The following is a 12,758-nucleotide window of genomic DNA, read 5'->3' on the forward strand; positions in this document are numbered from 1 at the left end:
GGACGCCGTGCACAAGCTGCCGAGCTTGCTCGCAGCGGCATGGCACTGGGTATTGCGGGCCTATTTATTGAAGCGCACCCTAACCCTAATGAAGCTAAGTGTGATGGTCCATGTGCTTTGGCACTTAGCAAGCTTGAAGGGTACTTATCGCAAATGAAAGCGGTAGATGATTTAATTAAAAGCTTTGCGCCATTAGATACAAGTGCAAATAATTTATAATTTTATTGTTTGATTGTAGTGCCGCGTTGTTGCAGCCTGCTGATAGCTGATAGCTGATAGCTGATAGCTGATAGCTGATAGCTGATAGCTGATAGCTGATAGCCAAAGAAATTTGAGTTCACCTTTGATAAATAAACTAAAATCTGTACTAAGCGACCCAGAACACCGCCATACGGCAATAAACGCAGGGATTGCACTTGCTATACGCGTGCTTGGTGCGGGTATGGCCTTTATTTTTAACCTAATTATTGCTAGGCAGTTAGGCGCAGAGCAAGCCGGTTACTTTTTTTTAAGCTTGGCTATTGCCATGCTGCTTTCGGCTGCGGCAAAACTTGGCTTTGATAATACGGTGCTACGCTTTACTGGGGCTAATGCAAACAATGGCGTAACGGTAAAAAGTATCCTCAATTTTGCTTTAAAATATAGCTTACCTGTTGCTTTGGTTATAGCTGTTTTGCTTTATTTACTGGCACCGTTTATTGCTACTGAGTTATTTAGCAAGCCGCAAATGGCTAATAGCCTTGCGTTTATTGCTCCTGCTATTGTTGGTTTAAGTGCTGTAGCAATTATTGCAATGAGCTTGCAAGGTAGACATAACTTAATTGCAAGTATTCCGTGCCAAAACATTGCCCACTTTTTACTGTGCGGCGCTGCTGTTTTAATACTTAATACCTCAACAGCAAACACCACCGCTTTATATTTAAGTTTGAGTTTAGGTGTTACAGCAAGCTTTTTTTACTGGATTGCTTTAAAAAGTTTAAATAACAGAGGTAATACTGTTAATGCAAATGAGCTTTGGCAAAGCGCTCGCCCTAATTGGGTAATTATTTTAATGAGCCAAGCAGTTCAATGGAGTGCGCCAATTATTATTGGTGTGTACTTGGTTGCTGAGCAAGTCGCCTACTTTAGTGTGGCGCAACGTATTGCGTTGCTGACAAGCTTTATTTTAATGGCTGTTAATTTAGTGGTTGCACCTAAATTTGCGGCATTTAAAGCGGCAGATAATATGGATGGCATACGTAAAACTGCATTATTTAGCGTACGTTTATTAACACTAAGTGCGTTGCCGATTGTTTTATTTATGTTATTACTACCTGAGTTTTTAATGGGGTTGTTTGGTGAGCAATTTAAGCAAGGCGCATTAATACTACAGATATTAGTAATAGGTCAGGCTGTTAATGTTATTACTGGTTCTGTGGGCTTTTTACTACAAATGACAGGTAACGAGCGTGACATGCGGTTAGTCACTATTATTAGTGGCTGTGGGGTGCTTGTAAGTGTGCCACTATTTACAAGTTTATATGGCGTAATAGGGGCTGCGGCTGCTACCGCCTTTTTTATTAGCTTACAAAACTTACTAGCTGTTTATTTTGTTAAAAAGCGCCTAGGCTTTAACACATTAAAGTTTTGGCAGAAGATATGATTTGGCGAGCTACGAGCTACGAGCTACGAGCTACGAGCTACAAGCTGCGGGTTTGTGAATTTAAGGAAGAGTAAGTGGGTTTAGAACAATGGTTGATAGTGGGTATTTTTTTTACGACCATTGTTGGTTTGGTTAAGTTTCAAAAAGTGCCTGAGCGAGTATTTGCTGCAGCTAGCTTAACATGTTTTGCTTTTTCGCTTATATCTACAGAACAACTTTTAAAAAATGCGGTTAACCCCGGTCTAGTAACGCTATTATTGCTAGTTATTTGTGCTTTTTCGTTTGAGCGAACAAGCCTGTTACGTAAAATAGCAGCAGTTTTATTTAACAGTTCTGTACTGAAATCGTACCTAAAAACATTACTTTCGACTGTTGTGGCATCGGCTTTTTTAAACAATACAGCTGTTGTAGCTACCCTGATAAGCCCCGTTAAAAATAATAAGTTAATCCCCGCTACAAAATTATTACTCCCTCTTTCGTATGCTGCTATTTTAGGTGGCACGCTAACCCTTATTGGTACTTCTACAAATTTAATTGTTAACTCAATGCTGATTGAGCGTGGTGAAGCGGGCTTTGCTTTTTTTGATTTTTTACCTATTGGATTAGCCGCTGTTGTTTTATGTTTTATTGTTATGGCATTTACCGTAAATGGTTTAAAAGGTTCTTTAAGCAACGATACTGTAATTAGTGATTATTTTGTAGACGCTAAAGTTAGTGCGGGTTCTTCCTTGGTTGGAAAAACGGTAGAGCAAAATGGTTTACGTAATTTAGAGTCACTTTTTTTGGTTGAAATAGTCCGAGACAATCGCCTTATATCGCCAGTTACACCAAGCCAGATGATTCGCGAGGGAGATAGGCTTATATTCTCTGGTGATGTGACCAAGGTTTTGGTTTTACAGCAGTTTGAAGGCTTAACCTTATTTGCCGAACAAGATGGGTTATTACACGATAATTTAACCGAGGTGGTGATAAAGCCTGCTGCTGCTGTGGTTGGTAAAACACTGAAAACAGCTGGTTTTAGAGCGCGTTTTGATGCTGCTGTGGTTGCCGTAAGGCGTGAAGGCGAAAAGCTTTCTGGAAAATTGGGCGACATAACCATTCAAAGTGGCGACTTTTTAGTGCTTGCCGTAGGGCCAGACTTTGCTAAACGTACAAATTTAACTAAAAACTTTTTTATACTCAGCGGTGTAAAAGCCGAAAATATGCTGAGTGGTTTTAAAGAGCGAATTGTTTTGTGGGGTTTTTTAGGCGCTATTGTTAGCTCTTTAGTGTTTGATATTAGCTTATTGAAATGCTTTGTATTTTATTTAGCGTTGTTGGTTGCAAGTAACTGTTTGTCACTCAACGAAATTAAACGCCGCTTTCCGCTTGAGTTATGGTTAATTGTGGTAAGTGCATTGTCGCTTGCAACGGCGCTTGATAATACTGGTGTTTCTGCTCTTATTGCAAATAAGGTTGAGTGCTTATTGGTGGGGCAAAGTGTTTATATAGCGTTTATAGCAGTGTTTTTCATGACTTTGTTATTAACCGAAGTAATAACTAATAATGCGGCCGCAGCTTTAGTGTTTCCCATTGCATTTAGTATTGCGCAGGGCTTAGGGGTTAGCTACTTGCCTTTTGTGCTTGCTGTGGCTTTTGCTGCAAGCGGTAGTTTTATCAGCCCTTATGGCTATCAGACAAACTTAATGGTTTACAACGCAGGAAATTATAAGTTAGCTGACTTTATTAAATTTGGTTTACCCATTTCCATTACTTACAGTATTGTTGTTTTAGTGCTAGTGCCTGTTTTTTTTCCATTTTAGTGTTAGCTGAAAAACTCCGTTTTAGGGCTTATCCTACATTAAAAGTTGTGGTGTGTACGCGCAGCTTGCTGTCGCATTGGTATAAAAGTATAAAAGTTTCAACTTAGTGCGTGAGCAAGCTTCACGCTGGATAATATGGTGTTGTAGACGCACAGCTTGCTGGCGTTTAAAAGCAGCGCTTTTACTTTAAATAATTAAAAACAAAGGTGCGTTAATGAGCCAAGATGAAAACATTGTATGGCATGCTCAAACCGTGTCGCGAGAGCAAAAACAACAACATAAAGGTCATAAGCCTGTGTTACTTTGGTATACTGGCTTAAGTGGTTCAGGTAAATCTACTGTAGCAAATGCAGTAGAAGCAAAGTTATTTTCATTAGGCTGCCATACCTATTTACTTGATGGCGATAACGTTCGTATGGGTCTAAATAAGGGCTTAACCTTTAGTGACGAAGACCGTGTCGAAAATATTCGTCGTATTAGTGAAGTTGCTAAATTATTTGTAGATGCAGGCCTTATTGTATCTACAGCGTTTATTTCGCCATTTAAAGCTGACCGCGCTCAAGCGCGCAGTATTATGAACGAGGGCGAATTTGTAGAGGTGTTTATTGATACACCTTTAGCTGTGTGTGAGAGCCGCGATCCAAAGGGCTTGTACAAAAAAGCGCGTGCGGGCGAAATACCTAATTTTACAGGTATTAGCTCATCGTTTGATGTACCTTTGGCTCCAGAAATACATGTAAAAACGGCTGAACAAACTATTGAGCAATGTGCAGAGCAAATTGTAGATTATTTAATAAAACATAAAGTTGTAGATGTTAAAGTTTAAGGATTAGTTTACCTGGCTAGGCATTTACTTTATGTGTTTTTGTATTTGAGAATATTATGAAATACGACATTTTTAACGGTGATGCCGATGGGATTATTGCCTTATTACAGCTTCAGTTAGCTAATCCAACAGATACAATTAAAGTAACTGGCGTTAAACGTGATATTCAGCTAATGCAAAGAATTACGCCACAAAAGGGCGATTGCATTAGGGTGTTGGATATTTCAATGGATAAAAACATGCCTGCCCTTCACGATGCTTTGTGTGTTGGTGCACGTGTTATGTATGTAGATCACCATAAAGCGGGTGATATACCTAATCATGCTAATTTATTTGCGCATATAGATTTAGATGCAAATATGTGTACCAGCCTAATAGTAAGTAATTTAATTGATAAGCAATTTCATTTATGGGCTATTACAGCCGCCTATGGTGATAATTTATTTGCTAAGGCTGATAGCGAGGCTGATAAGTTAGCTTTAACTGACCTACAAAAGTCACAGTTAAAAGCATTTGGTACTTACATAAATTATAACGGCTACGGAAGTGAAGTGGCTGATTTGCACTTTGCACCAGAAGATTTGTTTGAGCTACTTTTACAGTATAAATCGCCTTTTGATGCTATTAACGATAAGAATTCGGTTTTTTATATTCTTGAACGTGCTTATAAAGCCGATATGCAAAAAGCGGCTAAAGCTGAGGTTTTACATGATTGTGATACCGCTAAAGTTATTTTATTAGAGGATGCTGCTTGGGCTCGTCGAGTAAGCGGCGTTTTAGGTAACGACCTTGCTAATCAGTCACCAGATAAAGCCCATGCAGTATTTACGTTTAATAACAAAGGCAGTTACTTAGTGAGCGTTAGATCTCCTCTTATAAATAAGCAAGGTGCTGTTGATATTTGCAGTAAATTTGCAACAGGTGGTGGTCGTGCGGCTGCGGCTGGCATTAATGAGTTACCTCAAGCGCAAGTTGCTCGCTTTATTAACGAGCTAGTAGAGTATTACAAATAGCTAGGACAAGAGCAGAACTATAAAAATTGCGTGAGCAAGCTTCACGCCTACGATTAAGATTACGGTGTTGTAGGCGCCTTGCTTGCTGGCGCGTTGGTTAAAATATAGATATTTTTTGCGTGAGCAAGCTTCACGCCTACGATTAAGATTACGGTGTTGTAGGCGCCTTGCTTGCTGGCGCGTTGGTTAAAATATAGATATTTTTTGCGTGAGCAAGCTTCACGCCTACCTTAAGATTACGGTGTTGTAGGCGCCTTGCTTGCTGGCGCGTTGGTTAAAATATAGATATTTTTTGCGTGAGCAAGCTTCACGCCTACGATTAAGATTACGGTGTTGTAGGCGCCTTGCTTGCTGGCGTTTAAAAGCAGCGCTTTTACAGTGATTATTACATTTTAAAGCCATGAGAAGCTGCGCTTCTAACGTGAGCAAGCTCTACGTCTACAACCAAAATAAGCGCTGTAGCGAAGTTTATTGGCGGGCACTTGCTGGCCGAAGTAAGCATTATTTTTGATTTACAAAATCCTAAACTTATATACCGTATAATAAAGCACGTTATTAAATTTATTCAGGTTATATCTACTTTAAAGTTGATAAGTTAAGATCAACTTAAACATTATTATTTAAATAAAGGACTACCCATGAAAGCTGTTATCCCTGTTGCCGGCCTTGGCACACGTATGTTACCTATGACCAAAGCGATCCCTAAAGAAATGCTACCTATTGTAGATAAACCATTAATCCAATACATAGTAGCTGAATGTATTGCTGCGGGTATTAAAGAGGTCGTTTTAGTTACACATAGCTCAAAAAATGCAATTGAGAACCACTTTGACACGAGCTACGAGCTTGAAGCTACGCTTGAAAAACGTGTTAAACGTACTCTGCTTGAGGAAGTGCGCTCAATTTGCCCTACAGATGTAACTATAATGAGTGTACGCCAAGGTGAGGCTAAAGGCCTAGGGCACGCTATTTTGTGTGCTAAACCAATTGTGGGTGACGATGATTTTATTGTACTGCTGCCAGATGTAATACTTGACGCTTATACTGCAGATCAAAAAACTGAAAACCTAGCGGCTATGATCAAACGCTTTAATGAAACTAAAGCAAGCCAAATTATGCTTGAGCCAGTAGCACAAGAAGATGTAAGCAAATACGGTATTGCTGATATAAACGGTGTGCAGTTAACGCCAGGTAACAGTACAGCAATTAAAACCATGGTTGAAAAGCCAGAGGCTGATAAAGCACCTTCAAACCTTGCAGTTGTTGGCCGTTATGTATTAAGTAAAAATATTTGGCCGTTACTTGCTAAAACCCCTGTAGGCGCTGGTGGCGAAATACAGTTAACTGATTCAATCGATGAGCTAATGAAGCAAGAAACAGTTGAAGCATTTCATATGAGTGGCCGCTCGCACGACTGTGGCGATAAGCTAGGCTACTTAAAAGCGATTGTTGAATACGGTATGCGTGATGCTAAGCTTGGCGACGACTTTGGGCAATACTTAACATCGTTGGTTAGCGATGATCCTACTGCGCAATCAAATAATGTTGTAAACCTGTAATTACAAAGTTTTAATTTGATTAATTTACTAAAACCGTGTTTGAGCCAAACACGGTTTTTTTGTTTATAGCTGATATTTATTTTAAGGCTTTAGTAGAGAAAGATTAATTAACCACAGAGGACACGGAAAAGCAATTAATCAACGTTATGTATTGCATTTATGTCACTTAAAGTACTGCATAGGGATATATAATTCTAAATTTAAACAGATCCTAGTTGTTTACTCGTTATCGTTTTTTTATCATGTAAACATAACCTAGAACATAAATTAAATGGAAAAAAAATGATAAAAAAATTACCGCTTTTAATAGGAGTTATCTTTAGTTCTCAGGTATCAGCTAACGGTGTTTCGGCTTATTTGCCATTAAAGCAAAACCCTCAATTAGAACAATTAGTTGAAAAGCTTCTTGTAGTGGGTGATAACACGCATATGATGGCTAAGCCTTATAAAACAAGTGAAGTATTAAAAGTATTAAAATCGATAGAACATAGCTACCCGCAACTATACCAAAAGTTATTTAATGAACTTGCTCTATACAAACAAACGGATGCGGTAACCTATGCTAAAGCAACAGTTGCGTACGGCAACGAACCTAAGTCTATTCCTAATCAGCGTGGCCAAAAAGTAGATACTTATTTAAAGCTAGAAGCCGGAGCGTTTGCTAATTTTGGTAACCACTTTGGTGTGAGTATCGCGGGTATTGCCAATGAAGATAATTTATTACCCACCCAAAGCTTTGTATATTTTGGTAATAGTTACGCACAAGTAGATATCGGTTATAGGGAGCGTTGGTATTCACCTATGTACGATAGTGCAATGATACTGAGTACAAATGCCAAATCCCTCCCTTCTATTGGTATTAGCAATGTGGAGCCTATTACCGACTTTGATATACGTTATGATTTGTTTTATATGAAAATGAAAACCGATCCAGCAATTAATTCGGGTAAAGAAGTAGGCAAAACAGTACCAGGCAAGCCGCACTTAGCTGGTGTTCATTTGAGCTTTTCTCCCTTTGAAGATTTAACCTTAAGTGCTAACCGTTTATTACAGTTTGGAGGCGGAGATCGCTCAGTTGGTATTAGTGACTTTGCTGAAGCATTTTTTTTACCAGGCAATAACGATAACGTTAACGGTGAGGAGTTTGAAGAGTTTGGGCCTAATTATGAAGTAGGCGACCAACTCGCATCTGTTAGCTTTGATTATAAAGCGACTTGGTTTAATGTGCCTTTTAGTTTTTATGGTGATATTGGCTTTGAAGATACGCTTGGCGGTGGTAAGAAGAATAATGCATATAACTTTGGACTGTTTTTACCATATTTAAACGAAGATCATAGTTTAAGGTTTGAGAATAGCCGCTGGCAAGAGGGGTGGTATATAGCTCATTTATACTCTTTAGGTAATACAATTAGTGGCCAAGTTTTAGGGCATTGGGCAGGTAATGAACGCGGCGAAAACCATCAGCCGGCGGCTGAGAGTCAATCTATTAACTGGGTATGGCAATATAGTTCTACACAAAATATTGATACTACTATTCGACGAATAGAAAATGGTTTGGAAAGTCAAGATGGTAATGGCTCAGGCCGTTTACCTTTATCTTATTATACGATAGGAGTAGAACTTGAAACGCGTTACACACAACAGTTACAAGAGGGCTATTGGGGCTTAGAGCTCTATACTGGTAAAACAGTATTTGACGATAATTTTATTAAGTTAGGTGCATTTTATGGTTGGTGATTGAAAAAGTATAAAGCAGTCAACCGCAGGGTGACCCTGTAACTGAACATATCCATTTTTTAGATAAGCAGTTTTATTACTCAATCCTCACCTTAATAGCCCTATTTATTTTCATAGGGCTATTTTAAAACTAGTATTTTAACAGCTACCAATGTTTTTATTTACAGCTCTATTTAGCCCAAAGACTTCAGTTAGTAATTGACACGTTTTACACTTAAGCAATTCCTCGCTCAATCATCATTTCATTAAACGCGAACCCATCCTGCCTAGATGCATTAGCTACATACGGCGCATAAACCTCGAATAATAAACGCGTAACACTGTGCCCAAGCATGTGTGAGATATATAGCGGATTTTCGTGCGCGGCAATATGTAGCACAGCTGCAGTGTGGCGTGTTTCGTAAGGGCGTCTTCGTGCTAAACCCGCTTTTTTTAGTGTGGGATATACTGCCTTCATTAGCTCGAATAAATGTGCTGTATTTTTGAGATTTAAAAAAGGCGTACCGTAAGTTTGATCGCTAATAAATTTCTGAAAAAATACATTTAAATAGGTCGGCATAGGTTGCCATAAATACACAATACGATTTTTGCATTTATAGGGTTTCGCATATTCAGCCCACGATACTGTACCATCATAAAAAGTACGAAAAGAGTGCTTTTCGCAGGGACTCGCGCCAGATATTTTAATAAAATCAGGAATATCACTTGCCGAACTGATGTGCTTTAAAGCGTTCAAGTATGCTGCTTGTTGTAAGTGTTAAATAGCTATTATCGTCAGTATCAATAATCACGGCTAATGGGTGCAAGTCTAATAATGACCGTACTACTTCTATAGGTAAGTCATCGATACTTTGGTTAGCCTTTAACTGAATCACATCATTTTTTGTAAGTTGAATTAATAGCGGATGAGGTTTTAGCTCAGCCTCTAAAAGTGGTATCGATTTTTGTTTGTATTTCATAATTAGCTTCTCTATACGTTTTAACCATCAAAAGAGCGTAAAGGGCTCATTTCGATACCGCAGTAAATTAGTCGTGTTAATAAGGCCTACATAAGTACAAGCAACAAAAGTTACTTTCTTATAAGCACGGCAAGTGAATAACTAGCTCTATAGGTGCAAGTCGAATCGTAAACATTATTTTTGATATATAAAAAAATTAGAGAACCCTAAAAAGCATGTTGTAATCTTCTAATGTATGAATGTTGTTTAATTTCAATGGTTTAAAAGTTTATTTTTTCTAACAAAAAGAGTGTTTTTATGTTTTTTAATTGATGTTATGTTTTAGGTGGATTTTTAGGCGATAAATAATGCTAATTACGCATTTTAAGGTAGATGTAGGAAAGGAGAGTGATTGGCCAAGTATTTATTCAAAGTAGGCGAGTTCAGCTAACGAAAGTGTATAGTGCAGTACGCTAATATAGCTCTTTTGGTGTATTAAAATAGTTGCTTAACGGAAATATGAATCTGAAAATGAACAGCCTGTTCAGCTAAGAATTTTCGCTATTTTAAGCTCTGAGCTTTACCAATAAATTTAAGATAGTCTCAAAAATGAATATCCCCCATCTAAACGACTTCAAATTTTAGGTTTTTCACAAATTAATAGTTTTTTTGACGAGTTTCAAAAAAAAATGGATCACCCTATTTAGTACCCTCTAAAATTTAACTTTTAAAAAACAACCTTAATTCAATGGGGGACTTTGCTATTTCTGTAGGGGTTATCCGCCTGTGTCAGGATAGTTGTGTAGACTAGCGCCTAATATGCTCAATGCTAAGGTGTAATTTATTTCTAATCTTATATCGTAGGTTTTGGCTTGCTATTAGTATCTAAAGCATTCATTTCGAAATAAAACACATAAATTTATAGACATGGAAATGAAAATTAACTAAATTTTAACACCTGTGTCTTTTTGTGTTTGTAGCGCAGAAATTTAAATAACACAGTAGGAACATACTGAGTGTAACGCTTAATGTGACATTAAAAACAGTAAGGTTGAATAAGTAAAAATAAGGAATAATATGAAACGGAATGTTAATTATGTATGGGTTTTCATTTTAACTTTACTTCTCACTGCATGTGGAGGAGGTGGGGGGTCAGGTTCATCTGAGAGTACTAATACATCATCAGGAGGTGGAGGCACGACAGGAAGTGTAACCACAGAAGCTCCAAAGGTTGTTAGCTTTACAGTAGATAGTGAGCTCAGCTGCACAGCAACAGTAAAATGTGAAAATATAATCACTGTAGAAGTGGATGCAGAGATTACGGGGGCTAAATTTCAATTAAATGGCGCCCAAGCAGACATTGTTTTGTCAGATAGCTTTTTGACGATACCTGAAAGCGGTGAAATAACGTTTGATAGCGCTAAGACTTTTAAGCTGAATGTAACCTCACAGACAGCGGGTGAAATTAGTATTGAATTAGTGGCTATTACTGATGCTAATGGCACTTATGATATTGACGATACTTCAGCTGTGATTACGTTTGATGAACAGCCTGTCCAATCACAACTAGGTACAAGTAGAATATATTTCAACCCACTTAATGATGCAAATCTTTCATCAACGGGTGAGCAAGATGAAAATACGGTGATTGCCTCAAAAATTACAGTGACGCGTTATAAACGTAATGATGATGGCGAGTATGTTCAAGAGTCAAAAGATGATATTACACTTGATAGTGAACACAAGTTCGAGCAACAGCTTGCAGTAGGTGAGTATTATGAGCATATTGCAGTCAGTACTAGCTTTGCTGAACTTGAAACAAGTCGACAGTTTTCGATAAGTCGCGGTGGCCTAGCAAATAATTTCATGATGCTCAATCCTGTAGGAGTAACTGCAGAAGAGGTCGCAGCTCAAAAAGAAGCGCATGAGCTAGGTGAACATAACTTATTTACTTATTATGATAATGACTTCACTTTTAATTGGGTCGATAGAAAGCCACTGAGTGTTAAGTATGATGCTGAGCTTGAATTTGTCGTAAACTCATTCTCTCTTGTCGATAGCAGTACTTCGGGAGTTGAAATTTTATCTAATTTAAACTTTAACCTAAAAGTAAAAGACACTGACTTTAATGTAGATATAACCCCAGGGAGCCAAATTCATGATTTTGTTCCATTGTCGGCTGGAACTGTTTCAATAGAGCTTGTTCTGTCTAATTTTACTGCAGGTAATCAAACGCTTGAACTTGATATGCGAATCGCAGGGGCACAAACCATTGGTGGTTTTAGCGACACCGCAGTGGAAATTGAAATTCTTGAGTAAAAAAGTAAATTCTTAAAACTGGCTATTTATAATCATTTTTAGAAAGCAGTTTTAATGCTAACGCCCTATGACTATAACCCTCGTTATTTTCATAGGGCTATTTAGCAAATGCCTTCGTTTGCAAAGCATAATAATCCGTTTACTTAGTAATTAGATTTGATAGTTAACGCTCCAGCTATTGTCTCACTGCTATTAATAATGTTCGTCTCTTTAAAATTTGCTGGAAGAAATCTTAACTGAGAAACCCTGCATAATATTTCTAGGCTTAGTAAGAGGTGATAAATATACTTAATTACAGTGCTATTTTTTATGCCCCACATAAAGCAGTTACGTGATTAAAACAGATGAGAAGATAGCTTTAGATATGAAAATATGCGGCTTTAATGACAAACCGAAGCTTTTTAAGCATACCCGATTATTGTGTAAAGACGGTATAATCAATAAGGCAACGGGTTGAGCACTATCCTTTTCAACACTGAAAAACATTCACAAAGGTAGTTTTATTACTTAGGGGCCAGCCGAAAGAAACTATTATGTTGTAAATCCATGCTCAAGCCGGCTAATGACTCTGCGAATTAATTCACGGCCACGGATACTGCGCATTATTGCTTGTGCAGGTTGATTATCAAATTGAATATTGGGTGTATATAACCAAGTATTCCAATTATCGATACTACTGAAATACGCAGTCCCAAAGTTGGATAACCGTGCCACTTTAATCGCATTCTCACTGATCTGTTTATTTAAGTGCTTATCTTTGTTTCGTAACAAAGTACGCTCACTTGTGCTCAGCATTTTTTTAAAGTACTCAGTTTCCATTGCATTAAAGCAACGATGTTCTGATTTTAAAATAGTTGTTTAACTGTTCTGGTCAACTCCAGCCGGACACTTTTCTTAAAGAGTTTTCATACCTTACTGGTGA

Annotated in this window: 10 protein-coding genes and 1 pseudogene; 8 read left to right on the plus strand and 3 right to left on the minus strand. The window is 37.9% G+C overall.

Annotated elements, in window-relative coordinates; all coding sequences use genetic code 11:
• The 7 genes and pseudogenes from WDB87_RS03740 to WDB87_RS03770 all read left to right on the plus strand — a co-directional run.
• A pseudogene (locus WDB87_RS03740) lies at positions 1-219 on the plus strand (3-deoxy-8-phosphooctulonate synthase); the annotation flags it as partial.
• Positions 220-343: 124 nt separating this feature from the next.
• Positions 344-1,642, plus strand: a complete 1,299-nt coding sequence (locus tag WDB87_RS03745; protein ID WP_337849092.1) for an oligosaccharide flippase family protein — start codon at positions 344-346, stop codon at positions 1,640-1,642.
• A gap of 74 nt (positions 1,643-1,716) precedes the next feature.
• Positions 1,717-3,444, plus strand: coding sequence for an SLC13 family permease (locus tag WDB87_RS03750; RefSeq protein ID WP_337849093.1), 1,728 nt, complete (start codon positions 1,717-1,719; stop codon positions 3,442-3,444).
• A gap of 214 nt (positions 3,445-3,658) precedes the next feature.
• A complete protein-coding gene (gene cysC / locus WDB87_RS03755) occupies positions 3,659-4,270 on the plus strand; it encodes an adenylyl-sulfate kinase (RefSeq protein ID WP_337849094.1) in 612 nt (203 codons plus the stop codon).
• Positions 4,271-4,326: 56 nt separating this feature from the next.
• A complete protein-coding gene (locus WDB87_RS03760; protein WP_337849095.1) occupies positions 4,327-5,283 on the plus strand; it encodes a DHHA1 domain-containing protein in 957 nt (318 codons plus the stop codon).
• Between the two features lie 638 nt (positions 5,284-5,921).
• Complete coding sequence (galU, locus tag WDB87_RS03765; protein ID WP_337849096.1) at positions 5,922-6,842, plus strand: UTP--glucose-1-phosphate uridylyltransferase GalU; 921 nt, start codon at positions 5,922-5,924, stop codon at positions 6,840-6,842.
• Between the two features lie 282 nt (positions 6,843-7,124).
• On the plus strand, positions 7,125-8,579 hold the full coding sequence (locus WDB87_RS03770; protein WP_337849097.1) for a capsule assembly Wzi family protein: 1,455 nt from the start codon (positions 7,125-7,127) through the stop codon (positions 8,577-8,579).
• A gap of 214 nt (positions 8,580-8,793) precedes the next feature.
• On the opposite strand, the gene WDB87_RS03775 is transcribed toward WDB87_RS03770, so the two are convergent.
• Complete coding sequence (locus tag WDB87_RS03775) at positions 8,794-9,315, minus strand: hypothetical protein (protein ID WP_337849098.1); 522 nt, start codon at positions 9,313-9,315, stop codon at positions 8,794-8,796.
• Entirely contained in the window at positions 9,281-9,538 is a 258-nt protein-coding gene (locus tag WDB87_RS03780; RefSeq protein ID WP_337849099.1) for a hypothetical protein, read from the minus strand. Before WDB87_RS03780 ends, WDB87_RS03775 begins: the two co-directional genes overlap by 35 nt.
• Before the next feature lie 1,056 nt (positions 9,539-10,594).
• Between WDB87_RS03780 and WDB87_RS03785 the strand changes: the two genes are divergently transcribed.
• The gene (locus WDB87_RS03785) at positions 10,595-11,836 is read left to right on the plus strand and encodes a hypothetical protein (RefSeq protein WP_337849100.1); all 1,242 of its coding nucleotides are present in this window, start codon (positions 10,595-10,597) and stop codon (positions 11,834-11,836) included.
• A gap of 531 nt (positions 11,837-12,367) precedes the next feature.
• Here WDB87_RS03785 and WDB87_RS03790 read toward each other — a convergent pair.
• Positions 12,368-12,655, minus strand: coding sequence for an MbcA/ParS/Xre antitoxin family protein (locus WDB87_RS03790; RefSeq protein WP_337849101.1), 288 nt, complete (start codon positions 12,653-12,655; stop codon positions 12,368-12,370).
• Positions 12,656-12,758: the final 103 nt, after the last annotated feature.

The organism is Pseudoalteromonas sp. C12FD-1 (assembly GCF_037414265.1).
Taxonomy (GTDB): Bacteria; Pseudomonadota; Gammaproteobacteria; order Enterobacterales; family Alteromonadaceae; genus Pseudoalteromonas.

What these genes read in the sequence shown, in the direction of transcription:
- WDB87_RS03780 (WP_337849099.1), bottom strand. Translation starts at nt 9,538, where the DNA reads ATGAAATACAAACAAAAATCGATACCACTTTTAGAGGCTGAGCTAAAA.
- WDB87_RS03770 (WP_337849097.1), top strand. Translation starts at nt 7,125, where the DNA reads ATGATAAAAAAATTACCGCTTTTAATAGGAGTTATCTTTAGTTCTCAG.
- cysC (WP_337849094.1), top strand. Translation starts at nt 3,659, where the DNA reads ATGAGCCAAGATGAAAACATTGTATGGCATGCTCAAACCGTGTCGCGA.
- WDB87_RS03760 (WP_337849095.1), top strand. Translation starts at nt 4,327, where the DNA reads ATGAAATACGACATTTTTAACGGTGATGCCGATGGGATTATTGCCTTA.
- galU (WP_337849096.1), top strand. Translation starts at nt 5,922, where the DNA reads ATGAAAGCTGTTATCCCTGTTGCCGGCCTTGGCACACGTATGTTACCT.
- WDB87_RS03790 (WP_337849101.1), bottom strand. Translation starts at nt 12,655, where the DNA reads ATGGAAACTGAGTACTTTAAAAAAATGCTGAGCACAAGTGAGCGTACT.
- WDB87_RS03785 (WP_337849100.1), top strand. Translation starts at nt 10,595, where the DNA reads ATGAAACGGAATGTTAATTATGTATGGGTTTTCATTTTAACTTTACTT.